This window comes from Legionella cincinnatiensis (assembly GCF_900452415.1).
In the GTDB taxonomy this organism is placed as follows: domain Bacteria; phylum Pseudomonadota; class Gammaproteobacteria; order Legionellales; family Legionellaceae; genus Legionella; species Legionella cincinnatiensis.
The window spans coordinates 1,619,494-1,644,797 of record NZ_UGNX01000001.1; the positions used below are offsets into that span (position 1 = coordinate 1,619,494).

Sequence of the window (25,304 nt, forward strand, 5' to 3'; positions counted from 1 at the left end):
CTATTATCTTATTGTGCTGCTATGACTATTGCTCGTGCATCATTCTTATCATTTTTATTTCCCGGGACGAATGGCTGCACATGTTGCGGACTAATTTGAAATACCTCATGACCCTAGGACATGAATTTTCGAGACCAGTAATTTGAACTACCACAAGCTTCCATGACTATTTTGCAAGAAGGTAAATTTGTAATTAACGTAGGCAATTCTGAGCGCTTTACTTTTTTGCCTAGTATCTTTTTTCCATGCTCATTTACTCCATGCAATTGAAATACTTCTTTTGCCAAATCGATGCCTAATAACGTAATATTCTTCATTGGACTCTCCTTCCGATAAGGTTTGGTTGACCTTACCATTTTGGCTCATATAGTTGCCGAGTAACAGGGAGGATGAGTCCATATCATTGCTTGCTTGGTCGAATTTCAAGCACCAATCAGTCCATATCGGTATGGCGTTTTCCATCTTTTATTTTTAATGCTCTAATTTTTGCATCCGTAAGCATAGTACTACCTCAACTTGTGTGGTGCTTGGTAAGTTGAGTAAAGAGGTTTACCCAAGATCTTACCCAAAGTACGCACGGTTATATACGAAAAATAACGAACGATTGATAATGATTTGAGATAAATATTTGTGTGGTATTTACTTAATTAATTCAAAGAAGAGCTTATGGCTTTCGTAACTTTGAAAATTACAGAACTCGTGTTAGGGTGCTGTGCTGTTAAATGTGAGTGCCCCCGTAAATGGGAAAGAGCCAATATTGAGAACCATTGAGAAGTGATAATAATATCTCAATGGTACCTAGGGTGGGACTCGAACCCACACGGTGTCACCACCACCGGATTTTGAATCCGGCGCGTCTACCAATTCCGCCACCCAGGCATTTTAGTGGCCATTATAACAAAGAAATAAATTCAAACAATGGGTTTTAGTGTATTATTATTTAAAAATTGTTAATTATTAATAGGACGTTTAATGAGTAAATATCGATTTTTTATTTTAGTTTATTTCCTTACACAATTTAGCATAGGCCATACTACAAATTGTCCTGATCCAAAAACCACTTCCCTCAAGTGGGGTGTTCCACCAGACCCTTGGGTAGTTAATCCGGTTTCACCTCATCCTCCTCAAGGTGATGAAAATACTCGCTTTGTGCGTGCCAACATTTTAGTTGCTGGGTATGGTCGAGGAGTCGTGTGTACTTATAGAAACTCGATAGGTGAATATTCAATCTGGTGGCCAACTTTGACTAAAATTCCATCTCGCCTTGATTCTAATTGGATAGAAAGCCTGGGCGGTTTCGTGTGTGTTCAAGCTTTGGAACAATGTCAGTTTTACGGTTCATAAAAATTTAGCCCTGGTTGAGTAGCATCAATCAGGGCATGAAACAGGATGTTAATTAGAACACAGAAAATTTTGAAAAAATCATCTTTTATTAAATTTGATCTTCTGTAATATTAATCATCATTTGTAATGATTTTTTAGCATTATCTATAACCCATTGTTGCTCTTGCTCCGATAGTCTATTTCTACTGCCAGTGAATTCATTAACAACATCGCCTGCTTTAACTTCATTATAAGCCATCGTTTTTCCTTGTCTTAGTAAATCAACGAGAGCCACTAAGTGAGGAGGGTCATTACGTGACATGGTGGCACAACCACATCCTACGCCTTTTTCATTTTCTTTTTTAGGTGCTTGAGCTAAATTGATTACTTCTATTCCCAAACCTTTACAATATTGTTTGAGATTTTCCACCATATGATTTTCTGTACCTATGGCGTAACGTTTGGTTTGCGCACGATCATGGACTACATAATCCCAAATGAATGCGGTAGAACCTGAATGCTGGGCAATTTTAATGACCGTATTGCGGCATTCAGGATGAACAATAGTCGTGTATCCTTGACTATGCCAATATTCACACATTTCAGGTTGATAATGGGTGTGCACAGCACATTGACTGGAGAACAGAATAAGTTGGGCATCATCAAATTGTTTTAATGTTTGCTTGTCTTGATTTGCCAGCGAATATTGGGCTCCTGCTGTGCCGCCCGGCCAATAAGCAAGATTTTTGATTCCTAACCAATAAGCTACATTTTCGCCCATATGTTGATCGGGAATGAAAAGAATTTTTTTATTTTGTTTTTGTGCCCATTGGAATATTTTTTTCACATTAGAGCTGGTACAGACAGCTCCACCTTGAGCTCCAGTCATTGCTTTGACGCGGCCAGAAGTATTCATATAACAAACAGGTAAAATATTTTCAGCGCCATAACGCTCATTTAAATCGAGAAAGGCGGGTTCTACCATGAAATCTTTGGCAAGCATTTCCATGGTGCAACCCGATTTAGGATTGGTAATATATACCTGTTGGTTTTCATGAGCTAAGATACTAATTGATTCAGCCATAAAATGAACTGCCGACTCAATAATGATCGATTTTTCAGGATGCTCTGCGGCCATTAAGGCTAATTGGTAGGAGTCACCAATAAGTCCCCCAAATTGCTCTACTAAGCGAACAATTTCTCCACCCATATAATAATGAGCTAAAAGTAATAAGCGCTCACCAAAATGATCTTGTGCTTTTTTAAGATAAGGAGTCATCCATGCTAAGATTGTAGTCAATTTACGATCGGGCAATGCCTGGTATTCTTGAGCATAGGGTATAAAATCTTCCTGATACCAATCTATAGGGTAATCGCTTTGGCAAATACTCATATCATTTCTAATCTGCATTAATGTGGTTTCAGGAGTATAAAGAGTAGAATTTTTAAACATCTATTTGGCCTCAAATGTCACTATAGCCTCAATAAAGCTACAAATTTTATTTATTCAGGTGCAATATCCATTAATCCCAGTTTGGCAATGCTTTCTTTCGCTTTAGCATTTTTATTGGGGTAATCTTCACGGAAATGGCCACCGCGTGATTCGCGTCTTGCTAAAGCCGCTCTTACAATAAGCTCTGCATTGAGAATAATATTTCTGAGTTCAATAAAGTCACGGGTAATGCAATGTTTCCAGTAATATTCTTCAATTATTTTTTTTCGCTTCATAATTAATTGTAGTAGATCTTCAAGACCTGCTTCTGTTCGTACAATGCCTGCATAAGAAGTCATTTCTCCTCTTAAACCACGCCATTGCGCATTAATTTGACTTGCCCGTCTGGCATTAACTTCGCTCGGTGCGCTCCAGTTTGGAATATGATCTGTATATTTCCATGGAGTAGAAATATCTTTTAAGGTACAGTATGCTGCATTGGAGCCCATAACCAAAGCTTCGAGTAAGGAATTACTGGCGAGACGGTTAGCACCATGTAAACCAGTAAAAGCAACTTCTCCTACTGCATAAAGTCGTTTTAAATCGGTACGGCCATCAATATCCGCAAGTATTCCACCACATTGATAATGTGCTGCCGGAACAACGGGAATCATGTCCTGACTCATATCGATGCCTATAGACAATAAAGTGCTGTAAATTTGCGGAAAGCGTTTTTTAAGAAAGTCTTTTGATTGATGGGTAATATCGAGATAGACATATCCTATTTGGCTGCGCTCAATTTCACTAAAAATAGCACGAGCAACGATATCTCGGGTCGCAAGTTCCATTTGCTCAGGCGCATACTCCTTCATAAAACGTTCACCTGTTTCGGCATTTTTAAGCAAGGCGCCTTCGCCTCGTACTGCTTCTGAAATAAGGAAATTATTTAAGGAGTGATGGTGTAATAGAGTAGGATGAAATTGATAGAACTCCATGTTACCAACACGTGCTCCGGCTCTATAAGCCATGGCGACGCCATCTCCAGTAGCAACCATAGGATTTGTTGTATATCGGTATGTTTTACCAGCACCGCCTGTAGCTAATATGACACAGCTCGCTAAGAAAGTATGGATACGATTTGCTGAGCAATCTAGAATATATGCGCCTAAGACCTCGCTTTGAATATCTGTGCGATGAGGATGATAATGAGTAATAAGATTTACTGCTACATGATGTTCAAAAAAATGAATTTGCTGGTGTTGTCGTGCCAATTGATTCATTATTTGTGTTATTGATAAACCTGTTTGATCACCGCAATTAAAAATACGTCGATGAGAATGTCCACCTTCTTGTGCTAAATGAAAATGGCCATTGTTGTCCTGTTTAAAATGAACATTATATTGACTCAGTTGCTTTATAGTTGCGGGCCCTTGCCGAATAATGAACTCTACTGCAGGCTGATAGCATAAACCATCACCAGCAATCAATGTATCTGAAATATGCGATTCTAGAGAATCCTCTGCTGAAAAAACAGCCGCAATCCCACCTTGAGCATAACGGCTATTACATTCAATGGCAGCGGCTTTACTGATTAAGGCAATATTCAAATGTGGCTGTAGGCTTATGAGTTGCAGGCAGTATTGTAATCCCGCCAACCCAGTACCAATAACAAGAACATCAAACTCATAGGTTTGTCCTTGTTGTGATAAAGTATCACTCATAGAAAAGCCTTTACGAGCTGGGTTGCTAAGCCAGTGTAGCTTCCTGGAGTTAGTTTAATCAGTTGATCTTTAGCTTTTTCAGGAATAGAAAGCTCTTTAATAAAATTTTTAAGGCTTTCTTCATCAATGCCTTGGCCTCGAGTCAACGCTTTTAATTGTTCGTATGCATCAGGCACGTTATAACGACGCATCACTGTTTGAACTGCCTCTGCTAAGACTTCCCAGTTGGATTTTAAATCCTCTTGTAAAGCATGTTCATTGATTTGTAATTTCTCATTACCTTTGGCTAAGGCAAGATAGGCAATTAGACTATAGGAAAAGGCCATACCAATGTTGCGCAATACGGTAGAATCTGATAAATCGCGTTGCAATCGTGATTGAGTGAGTTTATTGGCAAAATGAATAAATAAAGCATTAGCCATCCCTAGATTTCCTTCCGCATTTTCAAAATCAATTGGATTTACTTTATGGGGCATGGTTGAAGAGCCAACTTCTTCGGCTACTGTTTTTTGTTTAAAATAGCCCAAAGAGATGTAGCTCCATATATCTTGCGTATAATCCAGTAAAATATTATTAATACGTACCATAATTTGTGATACTTCTGCTAAACCATCATGAGGTTCAATTTGAGTGGTATATGCATTAAAAGATAATCCTAAAGAGGTGACAAAATTGGCGCAGTGTTTGCGCCAATCTACTTCGGGATATGCTACTGTATGGGCGTTATAATTACCTACAGCACCATTAAATTTGCCTGGAATTAGTACTTCGGCTAACTGCTGTTGTGGTCTTTTAAGCCGAGCAACAAAATTGACTAACTCTTTGCCCATGGTTGTTGGTGTTGCTGGTTGACCATGAGTTCTTGATAACATTGCTACATCAGCATGTTGTTTCCCAAGCAAGGTAATCCCCCCCATTATTTCTGCGAGGGTTGGTTGAATTACTTGGGCGATAGCTTGTTTTACCATTAAAGCATAAGCCAAGTTATTTATATCTTCTGAGGTACAGGCAAAATGAATGAATGCTGTAATCGCTTGCAAACGCTCATTTTGCTGGAACTTATGCTTTAAGTAATATTCTATTGCTTTGACATCATGGTTTGTTTGTTTTTCAAACTCTTTGATTTTTAGGGCTTCATTTTCGTCAAAATTGGAAATGATGCTATTAAGAAAATCTTTTGCTTCTTTATCTAGTTGAGGGACCTCAGAAATAGCATTATTGGCAGCTAAAGATTCAATCCACCGGATTTCCACTGTTAAACGATAATAAATTAGAGCAAACTCACTAAAATAAGGACTCAAGGCCCGGGTTTTATTCATGTATCGTCCATCTATAGGTGAGATGGCATTTAAAGAAGTAAGAGTCATAACTACAAGCCCTATTGGTAAAGCGTATATGATATTAGATGCGAGCCCAGATGTGAATTAAAGTAAGAAATTTTCTATAGCTATTGATTTTGTTTTGATTTGTTTGGTTAAATTTAGATCTCATGATTAATCATTTATCCATTAGAAAGTTTATTTAATGCGATAGCATCCCTAATGTTTAAGAGAAGTATTAACGAATACGCGGGTGAATTTATCAGGCACGTCGGCTTTTATTATTCATTAAAAACATATCTCCCAAGGTAATTATCGAGCAAATAAAGTTTCTCATTCCCATAGCCGCACATTTTCAGTAGAATAACGGTCATTATTTATGGACTTGGGGCGGTTATGGCAATCAAAAAACACGTTATTGATTTAGCTCATCTAAGTATGCATGACTTAGAGCAGGTTGGTGGAAAAAATGCTTCTCTGGGGGAAATGATTAGTCATTTATCCTCTGCTGGAGTTGCTGTTCCAGGCGGTTTTGCAACCACCGCAGATTCATTTAGGGAATTTCTAGCGCAAAATAATTTAGATAAACAGATTTATACAAAATTAGAGGCCTTAAATACTGATGATGTACTGCAATTAACTCTTGTTGGTAAAGAAATTAGAGAAATGATTGTCAATGCGTCCTTTACTTCCGAGTTTGAAAATGCTGTACGCACGGCCTATGAGCAATTATCTCAGTCTATAGGCCATGATAATTTTAGTGTTGCTGTGCGCTCTTCAGCAACAGCTGAAGATTTACCAGATGCATCATTTGCAGGCCAGCAAGAGACATTTTTGAATGTTAAAGGTATTGAGGCAGTTTTATTATCGATTAAACATGTTTTTGCGTCACTATTTAATGATAGAGCAATTGCTTATCGCACACATCATCAGTTTGCCCATCATGATGTAGCTTTATCAGCAGGTATTCAACAGATGATTCGTAGTGATTTAGCAGTAAGTGGCGTAATGTTCACTATGGATACTGAATCTGGTTTTGATCAAGTAGTATTCATTACTTCTTCTTATGGTTTAGGAGAGATGATTGTACAAGGAGCGGTTAATCCTGATGAATATTATGTGCATAAACCCGGTATTCAAGCAGGAAGACCCGCTATTATTCGCAGAAATCTAGGCAGTAAATCTTTGAAGATGGTGTATTGTGATGATCCGAGTAAGCAACAACGAGTTAAAACTGTAGATGTAGATGTTAAAGAGCGTTTGTTATTTTCTTTAACTCCTGATGAAGTTGAAAGCTTAGCCCATCAGGCCATGATTATTGAGAAACATTATGGTCGACCAATGGATATAGAATGGGCAAAAGATGGTTTAAATGGTCAACTATATATACTGCAAGCTCGTCCTGAAACGGTAAAAAGTCGTGATAACAAGCAAATATTGGAACGTTATACTTTGCAACGTCAAGGTGAAATATTAGCTGAGGGACGTAGTATAGGTCAAAGAATTGGACAAGGTAAGGCTAGAATTATTACTGATGTAAGTGAAATGGATAGAGTGCAGCCTGGTGATGTTTTAATTTCAGATATGACCGATCCCGATTGGGAACCTGTCATGAAGCGCGCTTCAGCGATTGTGACCAATCGCGGTGGACGAACCTGTCATGCGGCGATTATTGCTCGTGAGTTAGGTATTCCCGCAGTAGTGGGTTGTGGTGACGCAACAAAAACCATACGTGATGGTGATGAAGTAACTGTTAGTTGTGCAGAAGGGGATAATGGCTATGTGTATGCTGGTTTATTGCCTTTCGAGCAAGTACATCTTGATGTAGAAACTATGCCTGAATTACCGATGAAAGTCATGCTTAACGTGGGGAACCCTGAGCGGGCATTTACTTTTCAATCTATTCCCAATTCAGGTGTGGGTTTGGCTCGTCTTGAGTTTTTAATTTCCAATACAATTGGCATCCATCCGCGAGCATTACTGGATTTTGATTCCTTAGAGGACAAGGAGTTGAAACAATTCATTATGCAAAAAACAGCAGCCTATGATTCACCTGTTGAGTATTATATCGAGCGCTTAAAAGAAGGTATTGCAACAATTGCTGCGGCCTTTTATCCTAAACCAGTCATTGTGCGATTGTCTGATTTTAAATCAAATGAATATGCCAATCTTGTAGGCGGTCATTTGTATGAACCTCATGAAGAAAATCCAATGTTGGGCTTTAGAGGAGCATCACGCTATGTTTCTGAATCATTTGCTGATTGTTTTGCTTTAGAATGTCAAGCGGTGCGGCGCGTTCGTGAAAAAATGGGGCTAACAAATGTAGAAGTGATGATTCCATTTGTAAGAACTGTGTCTGAGGCAAGTAACGTTATTCAAGTTTTAAAACAACATGGACTTGAGCGTGGCAAACATGGTTTACGCATAATTATGATGTGTGAGTTGCCTTCTAATGCTTTGTTAGCAAAAGAATTTTTAAAGTATTTTGATGGTTTTTCTATTGGCTCTAACGATTTAACCCAATTGACTTTAGGCTTAGATAGAGATTCAGGACTTATTGCTTCTCAATTTGATGAGCGTAATGAAGCAGTAAAAGCATTATTGCATATGGCTATCACCGCGTGCAAAAAAGAGAATAAATATATAGGTATTTGTGGCCAAGGACCTTCAGATCATCAGGATTTTGCACAGTGGTTAATGAAAGAAGGAATAGAAAGTGTTTCACTTAATCCAGATTCAGTTTTAGAAACGTGTCTGTTTTTGGCGAAACAATAAATGGGTGATGATTTAGGCTGCAAAAACGAGAAGCGTGCTCTATAAGTTTGCATCCATTTATCCAAAATGTGGCCTAATGCAATTGAAAAATAGACTTTTTTGGAAAAGTTATTACAGAAAAGAGCTTTCCGAAAAAGTCTGATGGGCGAATGGGGTATTGATGCAGGCTATAGAACAAATAATGCAGCGTTTTAAATGGTGGTTTCTTTTAGTGGGAGTATATCCACTATACGGATTTGCATCTGCTGAATCTGAGCATGTTGATCCAATTGCATTTGTATTACTTGCAGTGACTACTATTTTTTTCTTTGCGATTATTGGCCGCTATACTGCAAGGCGTTTAAAGCAACCAAGCGTTCTTGGTGAATTGCTCATGGGAATGTTGATTGGGAATATATTTTATTATTACGGTTTTCCATTAGCTATTTTATTACGAGAAGGTTCAGCAACTTTTGATGTGGTTCGAGAGGTACTTAAAGGAGTTTCTATAAATCAGGCGGTGACGTCCACTATTTCTAATGTAAATTATGCACAACAAGTGATTAATGCTTTAAGTGGACCACACGGAGCTGATTTTCTTAAAATTGCCTATATCGTAGATATTTTTTCACGCTATGGCGTTATTTTTCTTCTTTTCATGGTGGGTCTTGAAAATTCTGTTGAAGAAATGAAGCACACAGGGCGTGATTCATTTTGTGTTGCATTAATTGGGGTTGTTGCCCCTATGCTCTTAGGATTTGGTATTGCTTATATGTTGCTGCCAAATGATTCATATCAAGCTGATTTGTTTATTGCTGCAACTCTAAGCGCAACCAGCATTGGTATTACTGCTCGAGTACTTGCGGAAATGAAGAAACTGCGTACCCGAGAAGCTAGAACTATTTTAGGTGCAGCAATGTTGGATGATATATTGGGTTTGATTATATTGGCTGTAGTTAGCTCTTTAGTAATCAATGGTGCAGTGGATCTAATCGTTATTGTTCGTATTATTGTGAGCGCGCTGTTGTTTTTTTCGGGTACTTTGTTTTTAGGCCCAATTGTCTTGCGTAAATCAATTCACTTTTTTCGTTTTCTTGAGCCTTGGGAAGCAAAACTGTTTATTTCCTTTATATTCATTATGACCCTTTCTTGGTTAGCCTCAGTGCTTCAGCTTGCAACGATTATTGGCGCTTTTACTGCGGGAATAATCCTTCATGATGATTATTTTGATGGGATTGCCCGAGGAAAACAGGAAAGTCGTAGTATTTATCATTTGTTGTCACCCTTAGAGTCAATATTAACACCCATGTTTTTCATCGTGATTGGCATCCAGGTTAAATTAGAATGTTTTTATCATTGGAATGTAGTGGTTTTAGCCAGTGGCCTGATACTCGCAGCCGTGGTCGGAAAGCTTATAAGTGGTTTTGGAGCCACTGCAAAAGATGACCGGATACTTATTGGTATTGGGATGTTGCCTCGGGGGGAAGTAGGTTTGGTCTTTGCCTCAATTGGACGTACACTCGGCGTTATTTCAGATGATTTATTTTCTGCTATTGTATTAATGGTTATGATAACTACTTTTATAGCTCCTCCATTATTAAAGGCTCGTTACGCAATGAGGGATAGGAAAATTATAAATGAATAAAACTTCCATATTCGTAGAGGCTGATGTAACACGTGCATTACAGGAGGATATAGGTGATGGGGATGTTACTGCCGCTTTGCTACCTGCTGACCTTAAAGTAGAGGCAGAAATTATTTCACGAGAACCAATGATAGTTTGTGGTCAACCATGGGTTAATGAGGTATTCAAGCAAATAGACGAGCACATCCAACTTAAATGGCAAGTTTCGGAAACAGATTGGTTGGATGCCCCTACGACTTTATGTACTGTTTCTGGTTTAGCACGAACTATTTTAACTGCAGAACGGACGGCACTTAATTTTTTACAAACACTTTCAGCTACAGCGACTCAAACTCATTTTTATGTTCAAAAATTGCGTGGAACACCAACCCGATTACTAGATACACGAAAGACTCTTCCGGGATTAAGAGTTGCTCAAAAATACGCAGTTACTTGCGGCGGTGGTTTTAACCATCGTATGGGGCTTTATGATGCTTTTTTGATTAAGGAAAATCACATAAAAGCGTGTGGCTCAGTAGCTCAAGCGATTACTTTAGCAAGACAAACTCATAAAAACATGGTAGTTGAGATTGAAGTGGAGACTCTAGACGAGTTGCGTGAAGCAATTTTGGCGCAACCGGATAGAATTATGCTGGATAATTTTAGTCGGGACATGCTTGAAAAAGCAATTGAAATGAATCAGCCTAAGCATAGTACTCTAGAAGTTTCCGGAGGAGTAACTTTGGAAAATATCGGTGAAATAGCCCAATTAGGAGTTGACTTCATTTCTGTAGGCGCTATTACCAAATCAATTCAAGCAATTGACTTAAGTTTACTGATTAGGAATATTTCATGATGCCAACGATCATTTTTACTGGAGGGGGCACTGCTGGCCATGTCGCACCTAATATGGCGTTAATTCGAGAATTTAGCCATAAAAGTTGGGATGTCGCGTACATTGGTTCGGCTGATGGGATCGAAAAACAGATGATTCAACCGCTTAATATTCCATTTTATAGTGTAAGTAGTGGTAAATTACGACGCTATTTAAGTTTCAAAAATTTACTAGATCCATTTAAGATTGTATTGGGTATCGTACAAGCATTTTTTTTGCTTTATAAATTAAAACCTGATGCTGTTTTTTCTAAAGGTGGTTTTGTTGCCTTCCCAGTGGTGGTAGGAGCTTGGTTAAATCGAATACCTATCATTGCTCATGAGTCGGATATGAGTCCAGGTCTTGCAAATCGACTTTGTTTTCCTTTTGTGAATAAAATTTGTTTGACTTTTGATGCTGGGAGAAGACATTTTAAAAGACAAGATAAAATCGAAGTAACAGGCACACCCATTAGAGAGCAATTATTTTCTGGCAACAGTACCCGCGGATTGGAGTTATGTGGATTTAATGCAGAAAAGCCATGTCTTCTTGTTATTGGTGGTAGTTTAGGAGCTGGATCAATAAATCGCTGTATTCGTGATGCACTACCTCAATTAACTGAAAAATATCAGGTTATTCATTTATGTGGAAAAGGAAAAGTAGAGGCATCGTTGAATGGTTTAAAGGGATACAAACAATTGGAATATGCTAATGAAGAGTTGGCGGATTTATTTGCCGCTGCTTCATTTGTCGTTTCTCGTGCGGGTGCAAATTCTCTTTATGAAATATTAGCACTGGGTAAACCGCATATTTTAATTCCGCTATCTGCTGAGGTCAGTCGAGGAGATCAAATTCAAAATGCGAAATACTTTCAAGAGTTGGGTATTAGTTTAGTGATCGAAAATAGAGCGTTAAATGTAGATACCTTAATACAAACATTGTGTGATCTAGAACATAATAAAATGGAAATTATCAGTAAAATCAATGAATTAAACATTAAATCTGCTACAGAACAGGTTGTGGCGATTATTGAGGAGCAAGTTCATGTTCAATCCGCAAGCGCTGTATGATTTTGTTTGCCAGCAATGGGAGGAAGAGATTATTCCCAGTTTATGTGATTACATAAAAATTCCTAACAAATCACCGCATTTTGATGCTAAATGGCAAGAGCATGGCTTGATGGATCAAGCTGTAGAACATATTGGTAATTGGTGTAAAACACATGCACCAAAAGGAATGACTCTGGAAATTATAAGATTAACAGGGAGAACCCCTTTAATTTTCATAGAGGTTCCTGGGGAAATAGACGAGACTGTATTGCTGTACGGCCATCTTGATAAACAACCGGAAATGTCTGGATGGGATGAGGACTTACACCCTTGGAAACCTGTCCTAAAACATGGGCGCTTATATGGTCGTGGCGCGGCTGATGATGGTTATGCTACATATGCATCATTAACCGCAATTCGCGCGTTACAAAAACAAGGTTTACCCATACCTCGTTGTGTTTTAATCATTGAGGCATGCGAGGAGAGTGGTAGTTATGATTTGCCTTATTACATTGAATTGTTGCAAGAGAGAATTGGTAATCCTAAGTTAGTGATTTGCCTTGATTCTGGAGCTGGAAATTATAAGCAATTATGGATGACTACTTCCTTACGTGGCAATGTGGTAGGAGAGTTATCGGTTGAGTTGATTTGTGAAGGAGTTCATTCTGGTGCTGCTAGTGGTATTGTGGCCGACAGTTTTCGCGTAGCCAGACAATTAATAAGCCGTATTGAAGATGAGGTTTCTGGAGAGGTTAAATTACCTGAGTTGTATTGTGATATTCCTGAAGAAAGAAAAATGCAGGCAGAGCATTGCGCTCATGCTTTGGGGCATTCTGTTTATTCTGAGTTTCCTTGGCATGAGGGCGTTGAACCTGTAGAGAAAGATGTGCAACAACTCATTTTAAACAGAACTTGGCGTCCTGCATTGACTGTGACCGGAGCAGATGGATTCCCTGCAATTGCCGATGCAGGGAATGTTTTAAGACCCAAAACAGTGCTTAAATTATCGATGCGTTTGCCACCATTGGTAGATCCTAAAATTGCAACAACAGCATTGCATGATGCCTTAACAAAGGCTCCTCCTTATCATGCAAAAGTAAGTTTTAACGGAAAAGATGGCTCTCCAGGTTGGAATGCACCGAAACTGGCTTCTTGGTTGGAAAAGGCAGCCAATGCTGCATCTATGACTTATTATGGCAAGCCTGCTGCTTATCTGGGAGAGGGTGGAACTATACCCTTTATGGGAATGCTGGGTGAAAAATTTCCCAAGGCCCAATTTATGATTACTGGAGTCTTAGGCCCTCATTCTAATGCACATGGCCCAAATGAATTTCTTCATTTGGATATGGTTAAGAAATTGACGGCATGTGTTGGATATGTTCTTTATCATGTTGGTTTAGAATAGCCATCCAGTCACTTTTTTAATAAGTCACAAACATGCGCGTGTCTGCTCATGCGCTCGCATGTTTTTGCATCAATAATGATTACTATTGCTTCAATCTTTTCCTACAAAAAATAATTTAAAAATCTCTCGACAGTGCCTATAAATCTTGGGATACTCTGACCTGACTCTGGAACGAGTCATCTAGTCCAACAAAAAGGAGAAAATTATGAAAGCAAAATGTATTGCTGTTGTATTATCATTATTTGTTATTACCCTTCCTGTGCATGCAACTCTTGCTAAGCAGGGCGAAGCCCCAAAACCACCTCCAACGGCGGTTCATAAAATAGATCTCAACAAAGCAGATTTAACCATGCTTACAGGTTCAATTAAAGGTATAGGAAAAAAACGGGCTGAAGCAATTATTGCTTATCGCCAGAGCCACCACGGTTTTAAATCTCTTGAGGAGCTTTCTGATGTGAAGGGTTTAGGGCAGCATTTTGTCAATGTGAATCGTGAAAAGTTAAATGAAGTATTTGTTATTCATAAAATGGAGTAATAAATACTCAGTTGTTGTTGGTCTATTTAAGACCAACAACGGAAATGAAATTGTGCCTCATAATTTGGCATAATTCGCTCAATATTTAAAATTGTTCTCCAAGAACTGTCGATTTTTATCCAAATTTAGGATAAAGTAGCGCAAAAAAAAGAACGGGGTAGTACTGCTTATGTTCAGAAAATTAAGGGGTGTGTTTTCCAATGATTTATCAATCGACTTGGGAACTGCCAATACATTGATTTATGTAAGAGATAAAGGGATTGTGTTAAACGAACCCTCTGTTGTTGCTTTACGTAATGAATCAGGTCAAAAACGAGTTGCCGCTGTTGGTCTCGAAGCGAAGCGTATGCTAGGAAGAACTCCAGGCAACATTAATGCGATTAGACCCATGAAAGATGGTGTGATTGCTGACTTTTTTGTTACTGAAAAAATGCTTCAACACTTTATACATAAAGTTCACGAAAATAAATTTTTACGACCAAGTCCACGTGTTTTGGTTTGTGTTCCTTGTGGTTCTACGCAAGTTGAGCGTCGTGCGATTCGTGAATCTGCTATGGGAGCTGGTGCTCGAGAGGTATTCCTTATTGAAGAACCTATGGCTGCAGCTTTAGGATCTGGAATGCCAGTAGAAGAGGCAAGTGGCTCTATGGTTGTAGATATCGGTGGTGGTACTACAGAAGTTGCGATTATTTCCTTAAGTGGTATTGTTTATCATCAGTCTGTTCGTATTGGCGGTGATAAGTTTGATGATGCAATCGTGTCTTATGTGCGTCGTAATTATGGTACGCTTATTGGTGAAACCACTGCAGAGCGTATAAAACATGAAATTGGCTCAGCCTTTCCTAGTCGTGATTTGTTTGAAATCGAAGTGCGAGGACGAAACCTAGCAGAAGGTGTTCCACGTAGTTTCATTTTGACAAGTGCTGAGATTTTGGAAGCCTTACAAGAACCTCTATCAGGTATTGTTGGTGCTGTAAGAGCGGCCTTGGAGTTGGCTCCCCCTGAGTTGGCAGCAGATATTGCTGAACGAGGTATGGTTTTAACCGGAGGTGGTGCTTTGTTGAAAAACATCGATACTTTGCTGATGGAAGAAACGGGCCTACCTGTATTAATTGCTGAAGATCCGCTGACCTGTGTTGCACGCGGTGGTGGTAAAGCTTTAGAAACCATGGACTTACGCGGCGGTGATTTCCTCTCAACAGAATAATACGCATAACAGATTATTTAGTAGGAGCGGGTACAGTTCTATAGGATTTGTGCTCGCTCTTTTGTTTTCTGTTTTTCTTATGTTTTCTGATTATCATTATCGTTACTTAGATAATGTGCGTAGTGGTTTTTCTTTAATCGTTGCTCCTTTACAATACGCAGTTGATTATCCTGTACGTGTTGTAGGGTGGGTTCAATCGCTAGTTAGTGCTAAAAAAGCTTTAATTGCAGAAAATATGCAATTGCGTTATAAGCAAACCATGCTTGAGGCAGAGTTACAAAAATTAATTGTTATTCAAAAAGAAAATTTGCAATTGAAAGAATTGCTTCTCACCTCATCAAAAGCGGATATGAGTGCTATGGCGGCTCAAATCTTAGCTGTAGATACGAGCAATTCACGTCAAGTAGTTGTTTTAGATAAGGGTAAGCTGCATGGGGCTTATGTAGGCCAACCTGTTCTAGATGCGAAAGGAGTTATGGGACAAATTATTGATATTGGACCAATAACCAGTACGGTTTTACTTATTTCCGATTCTAAAAGCGCTGTCCCTGTTCGAAATAATCGAACCGGAGAGCGAGCAATTCTTGTAGGAACAAATGATATAGAGGAGTTGTCTTTAATTAATTTACCAAAAACTTCTTCGATTCATCCTGGTGATGTGTTAGTCACTTCAGGTTTAGACAGGCATTATCCGGAAGGTTATCCCGTAGGACTCGTAGAAGAGGTTAATAGTATTCCTGGTGAAGATTTTGTCAAAGTTAAAGTGAAGCCCGTTGCTTTACTGAATAGGAATCGATTGGTTTTGTTAATATGGCCTGATGTGAAACAAGAACAGTTGACGGCACAAATTAATGAGCGTTTAAATGCGAAGGAGACCATGTAATGAAAAATCTTCGTATTCGCTTAGGATTGAGTTTTATTGTAGCGCTTCTTTTATCTATCTTGCCTATGCCTGAATTAATTTCAGCTTTTCGCCCACCATGGATTTTGTTACTTATTCTTTACATAGAATATTTTTTGCCAGGTAATTTTAAATTAACTACATTATTATTTGTAGGTTTATTATTGGATGTACTGCTTGCCACAGTTATTGGAGAGCACTCTTTTGCATTACTTTTAGTAACGTGGATTGCTTCAAGTAAATCAAGACGGTTTCAATTTTTTTCAATGATGCAGCAAATATTTTTAATTGGATTTTTCTGCTTGCTATATCAATCAATTATTTCTTTAATTGCGGTACTTTTAGGTTTTAATTACAGCATATTTACACCATTTGCTAGCGCTATAGTAAGTATGTTTCTCTGGCCATGGATTCGTCTTCTTGGCCAGGATAATTTATTAAATCGTTTGGCTTATCGGTAAATGCTGTAGAATCTGCCATAAGATCATAAAAAGGTACTGGTTTTCCGAACGGAGACTCATAATCCGAGATGTCGCTGCACTATATCCTGGCCTACAATTATTTCTTCAGAGCAGTGTGAATAATCTTGTATTCACCAGGTTGTAAATTATCTAATTGCCAGTCGCTAATGCGATGCCTTACTAATCTTAAAGTAGGAAATCCAATTGCAGCAGTCATTTTTCGTATTTGATGATTTTTTCCTTCATTTAAAATAATTTCTAGCCATTTCGTAGGAACATTTTTTCTAAATCGAATCGGTGGATTACGGGACCAAAGCTTTGGTTCATCAATAAGTCTGGCTTCAGCTGGCAAAAAGGTGATGTCTTTGAGAACTAAGCCATTTCTAAGAACTTCTAGATCTTCATCACAAGGCGCTCCTTCGACTTGAACCCAATAATATTTTCTTTTGTTGAATTTAGGATGGGTCAATTTATGTTGTAGCGCCCCATTATCTGTTAATAAAAGTAATCCTTCACTATTTTTATCCAATCGTCCTGCTGCATAAAAATTGGGCATATCAATAAAAGCTGCTAATGTATGTTCATGCTCTTCACCGGAAAATTGGCTGACTATACCATAAGGTTTATTGAATAATATTATTTGAGACATGAGATACTTTCTTAAAGTTGAAACGAGTTAATAGTAGGCTGTATCTAGACTTAGGGCAATAGAGCTCTAGTACAATCAATCTGTTAAGGATGAACATCAAGCAGATTTTAACTACTGAGAATATCTTAATTTGATTCAACTATAATCTATTTTAGTTATGTAAATCTAGGGACAGGAGAATGTAAATGGATATTGCTTTAATGATCATTGATATGCAAAATGATGCTATTAACCGAATATTGCCCGAAGGCAAAGCTGTTATCCCAAATGTAAAGACAGTGCTTACTTTCTGCAGAAGTCAAAAATTACCTATTATCTACAATCTTCGTATACATCGTGAAAGTGGTATTGATGTCGAAAAATTTAGGCTGGAACTATTTGCTGAAAAAAAATTTTTTGTTGAGGGAACCCAAGGTGCGGAAGTAGTGGATGAATTGAAACCAATAGATGGAGAGCTTCTTTTATCTAAGCAAAGATTTAGTAGTTTTTTTCATACTAATTTGAAAAATATGTTAGATCGGCTTTGCATAGACACCTTAGTATTTACCGGAATTCAAACCCCTAATTGTATCCGTGGTACTGTGACTGATGCATTGGCTTATGATTATAACGTAGTTCTTGTTGAAGATGCGATTTGCGCAAAAACGGAAGAAGTACACCGTGCCAATATGTTCGATATGTGTAATATGGGGGCGAAGTCTATTACTATTGACCGTTTTATTAATGATTTTTCTAGATGGCGCAGTTTTTCAGATATCTAAATTTAGTGAAGCAGAAAGAACATAAAGTTTTAAAGCGAAATGGTGTCTTAATTTTTTGTTTATCTAATACTATTTTAATTATTTATAGGCTGAATAATATTGATATCAGAAATTTAATGATAGTCACAATTCATTGTTTTTATAGGTTAATTATTATACAATCACACAAAAATTGCTTTGTAGTGAAAAAAATAAATGATGAAATATGCTTTTTTAGTTTCAATATTTTTCTGTCAGTTTTCTTATGCTATGACTCACATAGTAATGGTTGGTGATGAAAAAGTAGAAATTAAACAAATCGTAGGTAGAGGAAAAACCTTTGTGCATTTACATCATAATGAGCAAACGGCTTTAAAAGCAGCACAAGCGGTTATACAAAATGAAGGGGGAAGTCTGATAACTTTAATTCATTCTGGTGGTAGAAATATAGTTTTTCATCTTAATAGTAAGCGCTATGAGTTTGATCCGAACCGTATTTTTACTGATAAGGGAATTAAGAACACACTTACATCATTAAGTCAGTATAGTCCTCAAGCTCATCAAGAGGTAAATAAGTTAGCTAGTAAAATTAAGCAATTATTACCTGAGGGCAAAGTAGTTGCTGTACATAATAATTCATCCTATTCCCTGAAAGATTATTTACCCGGAAAACCACTTGAAAAAGATGCACAGGCTTTTCATATGGTTCCTGAGAATTATTATCGAAATTTTTATTTAGTAACCAAAATTAGTGATTTTCTTCGTTTAAAAAGTAAAGGCTATAATGGGGTCTTACAAAAACCATCAGCAACAGATGATGGCTCATTATCTATTTATTTAGCAAAAAATGATTACATCAATGTTGAGGCTGGTTATGATCAATTGATGGAGCAAATTAAAATGCTGCAACATGCATAAGCAATTATTGATCCAAAATTGTGTTTGTAGCAAAGAAAGGCAGCTAGAAAAGAAGATGTTTATTGTTTTAAACTACATTTTCGCTGCATTATCCATCTTATCTATTTCATGTAAACCCTGTAGATGTTTATACAGATGAAAATCAACTCGTTACACAAGATGTTTATTATCTTATCTAAATGCTACATCATTATCTTAAGCTGCAAATTAAATAAAATCATGCTTGGGATTCCAAGTTATCACATGCTATTATTGAGGCCTCTCTAAATTTACGGAGTTGTCAATGACATACGATAAAATCAAAGTGCCTTCACATGGTGAAGCGATTACTGTAGCTGCTGATCTATCTCTTCGTGTACCCAATAACCCTATAATTCCTTTTATTGAGGGAGATGGTATTGGTGTTGATGTGACGCCCCCTATGATTCGAGTTGTTGATGCTGCGGTTGCAAAAGCATATGGTGACAAGAGGAAAATTGCCTGGATGGAAGTATATGCGGGTGAAAAAGCAACTAAGGTATATGGTGCAGATCAATGGTTACCTAAAGAAACAATGGATGCAATGAAAAAATATGTGGTTTCAATTAAGGGTCCCTTGACCACTCCGGTAGGTGGTGGAATTCGCTCCTTAAATGTAGCTATTCGCCAAGAAATGGATCTTTTTACTTGTTTACGCCCAATTCGTTATTTCGATGGAGTTCCAAGCCCAGTTAAAGAACCCTGGAAAACGGATATGGTGATTTTTAGAGAGAATTCAGAAGATATTTATGCAGGTATCGAATGGCAAGCAGATACTCCAGAAGTTAAAAAGGTGATTGAGTTCTTGGTAAAAGATATGGGCGTCAAAAAAATCCGTTTTCCTGAGCATTGTGGAATAGGAATTAAGCCAGTTTCCAAAGAAGGAACTACTCGTCTAGTAAGGGCAGCAATTCAATATGCAATTGATAATGATCGCCATACTGTAACTTTGGTCCATAAAGGTAATATTATGAAGTTTACCGAAGGTGCGTTTAAAGAATGGGGCTATGAAGTTGCACGCGATGTTTTTGGCGCCAAAGAGTTTGATGGCGGGCCTTGGATGGAATTCAAGAATCCTAAAACAGGCAAGCAAATTATCGTCAATGACGTCATTGCAGATGCATTCTTACAGCAAATTCTTTTAAGACCCGAAGATTATAGTGTCATTGCTACGTTAAATTTGAATGGAGACTACATCTCTGATGCCTTAGCAGCTCAAGTTGGTGGTATTGGTATTGCTCCTGGTGCTAACATAAGTGACAAAGTTGCAGTATTTGAAGCAACTCACGGAACAGCACCAAAATATGCGGGTAAGAATAAAGTAAACCCTGGCTCAATAATTTTATCTGCCGAAATGATGTTACGTCATATGGGCTGGAATGAGGCAGCTGATTTAATTATCAAAGGCATGGAAGGTGCTATAGAAGCTAAAACAGTAACTTATGACTTTGAACGTGGCATGACGGGCGCAACTTTGGTAAGTAGCTCTGGCTTTGGTGATGAAATAATTAAACATATGTAATTTTTTACATAGATAGCTCTTGTATGAGCTGAATTTAGGGCTGTAGTGAATAGAATCTGGGGTAGGGTAAAAGAGACCTCCAGGATCCTTCACCTCGCCCTAAGTAGTAATTTGTGATAGTGGTTTCATAATGAGTGGTATCTAATCAATATGTTTTTCATTATTCCAAAGGCTTTTTTTTCATTAAAATTAGCAGTTTTTACTGGCCAAAAACGCGCAGGGAGTCTATAAAAATAGTATAGAGGTTGTATGTTATGAGCGGACAAAATCTAGAGGAAATTGTAAGGCATAGAGTTACTGAACCAGAAATGAGCTCAGAAATCAAAGTGCCTAGAAAGTACAAAGTTGTGTTGCTCAATGATGATTATACACCAATGGATTTTGTAGTTGATGTTCTGAAGCATTTTTTTCACCTCAGCGAGGAAATGGCTGTTCAGATAATGCTGCAAGTTCATTTTCAAGGAAAAGGCGTGTGTGGGGTATTTACACGAGATATTGCAGAAACAAAAGTAGCTTTGGTAAATGAATACGCCAGACGAAATCAGCATCCATTGCTATCAAGCATGGAACCCGAGTAATTGCTGTGGGCTGAAGAGGAGCAACGACAATGTTAAATAAAGAACTTGAATTTACCTTGAACCTAGCTTTCAAGGAAGCAAAAGAAAAGCGTCATGAATTTATGACAGTTGAGCATTTGCTGTTGTCTTTGCTTGATAATCCATCAGCTGGAAGTGTATTGCAGGCCTGTGATGCAAATATTGAAGCATTACGCCGAGATTTGATTGAATTTATTGATGAAACTACTCCTAGAATTCCTGAAGATGAGGTAGATAGGGAAACTCAACCAACACTTGGTTTTCAACGAGTGCTGCAACGCGCTGTTTTTCATGTACAATCGGCAGGAAAAACAGAAGTAACTGGAGCAAATGTCTTAGCAGCTATTTTTAGTGAACAAGAAAGTCAAGCTGTTTATTTCTTACGTCGTGAAAATATTACACGGCTTGATGTAATTAATTATATTTCGCATGGTGTTTCTAAGTATCAGAATAATGACATGCATGAAAACATGAATTCTATGGAAGATGAGATGGGGGCATCAGAAGGTAATGAATCACCTCTTGAAAGTTATTGTACAAATCTTAATAGACGTGCGAAACAAGGCAAAATTGATCCTTTAATCGGACGACATGAAGAAGTACAACGGACTATTCAAGTGTTGTGCCGACGCAGAAAAAACAATCCATTACTTGTGGGCGAAGCAGGAGTTGGTAAGACTGCAATTGCTGAAGGATTAGCACGACGTATTGTTGATGGTGAAATACCTGATGCTATTCGTGATTGTATTGTTTACTCGCTTGATTTAGGAGCGTTACTTGCTGGAACAAAATATCGCGGTGATTTTGAAAAACGATTAAAAGCTGTATTAAAACAACTCAGCCAACAAGAGGGCGCTGTTTTGTTTATTGATGAAATTCATACCATTATTGGCGCTGGCGCAGCTTCGGGTGGGGTGATGGATGCCTCTAATTTAATTAAGCCTCTGTTAGCAAACGGCGAATTGAAATGTATAGGATCTACGACCTATCAGGAATACCGAGGTATCTTCGAAAAAGATAGAGCTTTGGCACGACGTTTTCAAAAAATTGATATTCCTGAACCTACAATTGATGAAACTTTTGAAATTTTGAAAGGATTAAAAGGTCGTTTGGAAGAGCATCACGGCGTAAAATTCACGATACCGGCTCTAAAAGCTGCAGCAGAATTGTCTGCAAAATACATTAATGATCGATTTTTACCAGATAAAGCGATTGATGTTGTTGATGAGGCGGGTGCATATCAAAATTTATTAACAGCCAGCAAGCGTAAAAAAATAATTAGTGTTACTGAAATTGAAAGCGTAGTTGCAAAAATCGCGCGTATCCCTATTAAGAAAGTATCCGCTCGTGATAAAGATACATTACGTAATTTGGAACGTGATTTGAAACTTCTAGTTTATGGACAAGATCAAGCAATCACTGCATTGGCTTCTGCAATTAAATTAGGTCGCTCTGGACTTAGAGATCCACAAAAACCAGTTGGCTGTTTCTTATTTGCTGGTCCAACAGGGGTTGGAAAGACTGAGGTAACCAGACAGCTAGCTAATGTTTTAGGGATCGAGCTGTTGCGTTTTGATATGTCTGAATATATGGAAAAACATACAGTTTCTCGATTAATCGGCGCTCCTCCAGGATATGTAGGATATGATCAAGGAGGATTACTTACAGAAGCAGTTACCAAAAACCCACATGCGGTACTTTTGCTTGATGAAATTGAGAAAGCACATCCTGACGTATTTAATTTACTGTTACAAATCATGGATCATGGCACGTTAACCGATACAAATGGCCGTCAAGCAGATTTTAGGCACATTATTCTGGTAATGACTTCCAATGCAGGGGCGGGAGAAATGGTGCGTAACTCCATTGGCTTTTCACAACAAGACAACAGTAATGATGGACTGGAAGTCATTAAAAAGCAATTTAGCCCAGAGTTTAGAAATAGACTGGATGCAATTATTAACTTTGCTCCCTTGGATGCAGTAACTATTGGTTTAGTCGTCGATAAATTTATTATGGAACTAGATGAGCAACTCAGCCACAAAGGAGTGACCTTTACTGTGGATAAAATGGCTCGTGAATGGTTGATTGAACATGGCTATGATAAAGTAATGGGTGCTCGTCCTATGGCGCGACTAATTCAAGAAAATGTGAAAAAACCTCTTGCTGATGAACTGCTTTTTGGTAAGTTGATGCATGGCGGTCACGTCACTTTGAAAGTAAAAGATGGTAAATTGCACTTTGATAGTCATGATCATCGTGAGGGCGTTTTTTAAATGACGTTATCGGTAATAATAATCACTAAAAACGAAGAACAGAATATCAGAAGGTGTTTAGAGTCAGTACAATTTGCTGATGAAGTTATAGTATTAGATTCAGGAAGTACGGATAACACAGTCGCTATTGCAAAAGAATATACAGATAATGTTTATTCTACAGATTGGCCTGGTTATGGGGCTCAAAAGCAGCGTGCTTTATCAAAAGCACACTGTGATTGGGTATTGAATCTTGATGCAGACGAATCTGTAAGCCAAGAATTGCAACAAGAAATAATACAGGCTATGGCTTCTGACTCCGCAGATGCTTTTAGGGTTGCAATTCAAATGTATTTCTACAATCAGCCTTTAAAGTACTCTTCCAGTCCTAAACGACATGCTCGTCTTTTTAAACGGGCTAACGCCCATTTTAGCGAAGATATAGTACATGAAAAAATAGTTCTTCCAGAGGGGGCGCGTATTGGTAAAATAAAAAGTCCGATTATGCACCATTCATTCAAAGATGTGAGTCATGTGCTTTATAAATTAAATAAATATTCATCCTACAGTGCAAAAACATATATTTCAAAGCAAAAAAGGCCAAGCTTAAGTAAGACATTAGCTAGCACTCTATGGATGTTTTTTAGATGTTATATCGTACAACGAGGATTTTTGGATGGTAAAAGAGGCTTTTTATTTGCTGTATTTAATGCACAAGGCACTTTTTATCGCGGTGTTAAGCAAATATATCGAGATAAAAATTTAGATCAATTACCATCTTTAGCTCAAAATGCAGAGGAGCTCATTTGAGATCGTTTTTTTCGGAAGAAAAAATCAATTTATTAGCCCCAATTCTTATTGTTTTATTGGTTTTTTCTATTCCTATCAGTTCCAGTATCAAATCAATTTTGATGGTCCTTAGTTTGTTGGCTATAGTATTTACACCCTATTATAGGCAATATTTATATTGTACTTTTAATACATTATGGGCACGTGCAGCATTGGTTTTTTTTCTTTATATTATTATTGCATGCTTTTGGTCCGATGCACCTTTAGCAACCCGTTATAATACGATTGATAAGTATTCTAAGTTAATTTTTTTACCAATTCTGACGGTTGCTTTTATTCAACCCAGAACAAGGCAATGGGTTTTAGATAGTTATCTATCCGTAATGTTATTAACTTGTATTCTTTCTATTTTGAAAGCAAGAAATCTTTTGGAATTGAATAATGTTTCTGATCCTGGAGAGGTATTTTATAACCATATAATTACCGGATATATGGTGGCTTTAGGAGTTTATCTGGCTGGATTGCAGCTTTTTAAAGCTGACGTGAGTCAATCACGCCGTCTTTTTTCCCTAAGTATATTTTTTTTAGGAAGTTATCAAATTCTATTTTTAAATACGGGAAAAACAGGTTATTTGATATATACACTTTTAATGACAATGCTTATGCTACAGAGAATGTCTTTGAAAAAAGCGATAGTAGGGGTAATGTTGTTTTTTTGCACAATTATTTTGGCCTATACTCTAAGCCCTAGGATGCAATTAACCACCCATGCATTGCTTAATGATGTTAAATCATTGCAACAACATCAGGAGAATAATTCTTTAGGATTTAGAATACAATTTCATCAATATGCAGAATCATTATTTAAAGAACATCCTCTTATAGGCATTGGTACTGGTGGGTTTCCCTACCGTTTTTCATTGGAACAACCTATACCAGCATGGGGGAAAAAATTAAATGAACCCCATGGTCAGTATTGGTTAACGCTCGCTGAACAAGGCTTAATTGGTATTACGCTGTTATTCTTATTCTTAGGTACTTTATTTATTACTTTTTTCAAGCTTAAAGAAACGAAACCTATTCTTTTAGGTTTATTAATTTCTTTTTGTTTTTCGTCATTTACAGATACAGTATTTTGCTATTCAACAGTAGGTTATTTATTAATTATTTTTAGTGCCTTATGTTTTGGTGAGTTAATAGAAATGCGTTAAT

At 37.7% G+C, this 25,304-nt stretch carries 22 protein-coding genes, 1 tRNA gene and 1 pseudogene; 18 read left to right on the forward strand and 6 right to left on the reverse strand.

Going from position 1 to position 25,304, the window contains the following annotated elements; all coding sequences use genetic code 11:
- Positions 1–113: 113 nt before the first annotated feature.
- Entirely contained in the window at positions 114–317 is a 204-nt protein-coding gene (locus tag DYH34_RS07170) for an IS110 family transposase (protein ID WP_058466193.1), read from the reverse strand.
- 330 nt (positions 318–647) lie between these two features.
- Between DYH34_RS07170 and DYH34_RS18700 the strand changes: the two are divergent.
- Positions 648–722 (forward strand): annotated as a pseudogene (locus DYH34_RS18700) (transposase); the annotation flags it as partial.
- A 70-nt stretch (positions 723–792) separates the two neighbouring features.
- On the opposite strand, the gene DYH34_RS07175 reads toward DYH34_RS18700, so the two are convergent.
- Positions 793–879, reverse strand: a tRNA-Leu gene (locus DYH34_RS07175).
- 93 nt (positions 880–972) lie between these two features.
- Between DYH34_RS07175 and DYH34_RS07180 the strand changes: the two genes are divergently transcribed.
- Positions 973–1,344 (forward strand): DUF3757 domain-containing protein, encoded by a 372-nt coding sequence (locus DYH34_RS07180; protein WP_058466194.1) that lies wholly within the window; start codon positions 973–975, stop codon positions 1,342–1,344.
- A gap of 88 nt (positions 1,345–1,432) precedes the next feature.
- On the opposite strand, the gene nadA is transcribed toward DYH34_RS07180, so the two are convergent.
- The 3 genes from nadA to purB are packed head-to-tail and all read right to left on the reverse strand — an operon-like array spanning position 1,433 to position 5,843.
- Entirely contained in the window at positions 1,433–2,776 is a 1,344-nt protein-coding gene (gene nadA, locus DYH34_RS07185) for a quinolinate synthase NadA (RefSeq protein WP_058466195.1), read from the reverse strand.
- A 50-nt stretch (positions 2,777–2,826) separates the two neighbouring features.
- A complete protein-coding gene (gene nadB / locus DYH34_RS07190; RefSeq protein ID WP_058466196.1) occupies positions 2,827–4,476 on the reverse strand; it encodes an L-aspartate oxidase in 1,650 nt (549 codons plus the stop codon).
- On the reverse strand, positions 4,473–5,843 hold the full coding sequence (gene purB / locus DYH34_RS07195; protein ID WP_058466197.1) for an adenylosuccinate lyase: 1,371 nt from the start codon (positions 5,841–5,843) through the stop codon (positions 4,473–4,475). Before purB ends, nadB begins: the two co-directional genes overlap by 4 nt.
- A gap of 348 nt (positions 5,844–6,191) precedes the next feature.
- Here purB and ppsA point away from each other — a divergent pair, with 348 nt between their 5' ends.
- From ppsA to mreD, 9 genes are all read left to right on the forward strand, one after another.
- Positions 6,192–8,570 (forward strand): phosphoenolpyruvate synthase, encoded by a 2,379-nt coding sequence (gene ppsA, locus DYH34_RS07200; RefSeq protein ID WP_058466198.1) that lies wholly within the window; start codon positions 6,192–6,194, stop codon positions 8,568–8,570.
- 181 nt (positions 8,571–8,751) lie between these two features.
- Positions 8,752–10,194, forward strand: coding sequence for a cation:proton antiporter domain-containing protein (locus DYH34_RS07205; protein ID WP_058466297.1), 1,443 nt, complete (start codon positions 8,752–8,754; stop codon positions 10,192–10,194).
- Positions 10,187–11,029 (forward strand): carboxylating nicotinate-nucleotide diphosphorylase, encoded by an 843-nt coding sequence (gene nadC, locus DYH34_RS07210; RefSeq protein WP_058466199.1) that lies wholly within the window; start codon positions 10,187–10,189, stop codon positions 11,027–11,029. Before DYH34_RS07205 ends, nadC begins: the two co-directional genes overlap by 8 nt.
- Positions 11,026–12,117 (forward strand): undecaprenyldiphospho-muramoylpentapeptide beta-N-acetylglucosaminyltransferase, encoded by a 1,092-nt coding sequence (locus DYH34_RS07215; RefSeq protein ID WP_058466200.1) that lies wholly within the window; start codon positions 11,026–11,028, stop codon positions 12,115–12,117. Before nadC ends, DYH34_RS07215 begins: the two co-directional genes overlap by 4 nt.
- Positions 12,092–13,501, forward strand: coding sequence for a M20 family metallopeptidase (locus DYH34_RS07220; protein WP_058466201.1), 1,410 nt, complete (start codon positions 12,092–12,094; stop codon positions 13,499–13,501). Before DYH34_RS07215 ends, DYH34_RS07220 begins: the two co-directional genes overlap by 26 nt.
- A gap of 205 nt (positions 13,502–13,706) precedes the next feature.
- Positions 13,707–14,036 carry a ComEA family DNA-binding protein gene (locus tag DYH34_RS07225; protein WP_058466202.1) on the forward strand — a complete coding sequence of 110 codons (330 nt, stop codon included), beginning with the start codon at positions 13,707–13,709 and terminating at the stop codon, positions 14,034–14,036.
- 169 nt (positions 14,037–14,205) lie between these two features.
- Positions 14,206–15,243 (forward strand): rod shape-determining protein, encoded by a 1,038-nt coding sequence (locus tag DYH34_RS07230; protein WP_003636696.1) that lies wholly within the window; start codon positions 14,206–14,208, stop codon positions 15,241–15,243.
- Positions 15,221–16,126, forward strand: a complete 906-nt coding sequence (mreC, locus tag DYH34_RS07235; RefSeq protein WP_058466203.1) for a rod shape-determining protein MreC — start codon at positions 15,221–15,223, stop codon at positions 16,124–16,126. The genes DYH34_RS07230 and mreC overlap by 23 nt, the downstream gene beginning before the upstream one ends.
- Positions 16,126–16,605 (forward strand): rod shape-determining protein MreD, encoded by a 480-nt coding sequence (gene mreD, locus DYH34_RS07240; protein ID WP_058466204.1) that lies wholly within the window; start codon positions 16,126–16,128, stop codon positions 16,603–16,605. The genes mreC and mreD overlap by 1 nt, the downstream gene beginning before the upstream one ends.
- Before the next feature lie 97 nt (positions 16,606–16,702).
- Here mreD and DYH34_RS07245 read toward each other — a convergent pair whose 3' ends face one another.
- Positions 16,703–17,254: a pseudouridine synthase gene (locus tag DYH34_RS07245; protein ID WP_058466205.1), complete on the reverse strand. Its 552-nt coding sequence runs from the start codon at positions 17,252–17,254 to the stop codon at positions 16,703–16,705.
- A gap of 185 nt (positions 17,255–17,439) precedes the next feature.
- Here DYH34_RS07245 and DYH34_RS07250 point away from each other — a divergent pair, with 185 nt between their 5' ends.
- The 7 genes from DYH34_RS07250 (at position 17,440) to DYH34_RS07280 (ending at position 25,303) form a co-directional block, all read left to right on the forward strand.
- On the forward strand, positions 17,440–18,015 hold the full coding sequence (locus DYH34_RS07250; RefSeq protein WP_058466206.1) for a cysteine hydrolase family protein: 576 nt from the start codon (positions 17,440–17,442) through the stop codon (positions 18,013–18,015).
- A 195-nt stretch (positions 18,016–18,210) separates the two neighbouring features.
- On the forward strand, positions 18,211–18,912 hold the full coding sequence (locus DYH34_RS07255; RefSeq protein WP_115342579.1) for an SAM-dependent methyltransferase: 702 nt from the start codon (positions 18,211–18,213) through the stop codon (positions 18,910–18,912).
- A gap of 283 nt (positions 18,913–19,195) precedes the next feature.
- On the forward strand, positions 19,196–20,452 hold the full coding sequence (icd, locus tag DYH34_RS07260; RefSeq protein ID WP_058466207.1) for an NADP-dependent isocitrate dehydrogenase: 1,257 nt from the start codon (positions 19,196–19,198) through the stop codon (positions 20,450–20,452).
- Positions 20,453–20,706: 254 nt separating this feature from the next.
- Positions 20,707–21,030, forward strand: coding sequence for an ATP-dependent Clp protease adapter ClpS (clpS, locus tag DYH34_RS07265; protein WP_058466208.1), 324 nt, complete (start codon positions 20,707–20,709; stop codon positions 21,028–21,030).
- 29 nt (positions 21,031–21,059) lie between these two features.
- Entirely contained in the window at positions 21,060–23,324 is a 2,265-nt protein-coding gene (gene clpA, locus DYH34_RS07270) for an ATP-dependent Clp protease ATP-binding subunit ClpA (protein ID WP_058466209.1), read from the forward strand.
- Positions 23,325–24,113 (forward strand): glycosyltransferase family 2 protein, encoded by a 789-nt coding sequence (locus DYH34_RS07275; RefSeq protein WP_058466210.1) that lies wholly within the window; start codon positions 23,325–23,327, stop codon positions 24,111–24,113.
- The gene (locus DYH34_RS07280) at positions 24,110–25,303 is read left to right on the forward strand and encodes an O-antigen ligase family protein (RefSeq protein ID WP_058466211.1); all 1,194 of its coding nucleotides are present in this window, start codon (positions 24,110–24,112) and stop codon (positions 25,301–25,303) included. The genes DYH34_RS07275 and DYH34_RS07280 overlap by 4 nt, the downstream gene beginning before the upstream one ends.
- Position 25,304: the final 1 nt, after the last annotated feature.

Coding starts and splice junctions, on each gene's coding strand:
- DYH34_RS07170 (WP_058466193.1), bottom strand. CDS start 317: ATGAAGAATATTACGTTATTAGGCATCGATTTGGCAAAAGAAGTATTT.
- DYH34_RS07180 (WP_058466194.1), top strand. CDS start 973: ATGAGTAAATATCGATTTTTTATTTTAGTTTATTTCCTTACACAATTT.
- nadA (WP_058466195.1), bottom strand. CDS start 2,776: ATGTTTAAAAATTCTACTCTTTATACTCCTGAAACCACATTAATGCAG.
- nadB (WP_058466196.1), bottom strand. CDS start 4,476: ATGAGTGATACTTTATCACAACAAGGACAAACCTATGAGTTTGATGTT.
- purB (WP_058466197.1), bottom strand. CDS start 5,843: ATGACTCTTACTTCTTTAAATGCCATCTCACCTATAGATGGACGATAC.
- ppsA (WP_058466198.1), top strand. CDS start 6,192: ATGGCAATCAAAAAACACGTTATTGATTTAGCTCATCTAAGTATGCAT.
- DYH34_RS07205 (WP_058466297.1), top strand. CDS start 8,752: ATGCAGCGTTTTAAATGGTGGTTTCTTTTAGTGGGAGTATATCCACTA.
- nadC (WP_058466199.1), top strand. CDS start 10,187: ATGAATAAAACTTCCATATTCGTAGAGGCTGATGTAACACGTGCATTA.
- DYH34_RS07215 (WP_058466200.1), top strand. CDS start 11,026: ATGATGCCAACGATCATTTTTACTGGAGGGGGCACTGCTGGCCATGTC.
- DYH34_RS07220 (WP_058466201.1), top strand. CDS start 12,092: ATGTTCAATCCGCAAGCGCTGTATGATTTTGTTTGCCAGCAATGGGAG.
- DYH34_RS07225 (WP_058466202.1), top strand. CDS start 13,707: ATGAAAGCAAAATGTATTGCTGTTGTATTATCATTATTTGTTATTACC.
- DYH34_RS07230 (WP_003636696.1), top strand. CDS start 14,206: ATGTTCAGAAAATTAAGGGGTGTGTTTTCCAATGATTTATCAATCGAC.
- mreD (WP_058466204.1), top strand. CDS start 16,126: ATGAAAAATCTTCGTATTCGCTTAGGATTGAGTTTTATTGTAGCGCTT.
- DYH34_RS07245 (WP_058466205.1), bottom strand. CDS start 17,254: ATGTCTCAAATAATATTATTCAATAAACCTTATGGTATAGTCAGCCAA.
- DYH34_RS07250 (WP_058466206.1), top strand. CDS start 17,440: ATGGATATTGCTTTAATGATCATTGATATGCAAAATGATGCTATTAAC.
- DYH34_RS07255 (WP_115342579.1), top strand. CDS start 18,211: ATGATGAAATATGCTTTTTTAGTTTCAATATTTTTCTGTCAGTTTTCT.
- icd (WP_058466207.1), top strand. CDS start 19,196: ATGACATACGATAAAATCAAAGTGCCTTCACATGGTGAAGCGATTACT.
- clpS (WP_058466208.1), top strand. CDS start 20,707: ATGAGCGGACAAAATCTAGAGGAAATTGTAAGGCATAGAGTTACTGAA.
- clpA (WP_058466209.1), top strand. CDS start 21,060: ATGTTAAATAAAGAACTTGAATTTACCTTGAACCTAGCTTTCAAGGAA.
- DYH34_RS07275 (WP_058466210.1), top strand. CDS start 23,325: ATGACGTTATCGGTAATAATAATCACTAAAAACGAAGAACAGAATATC.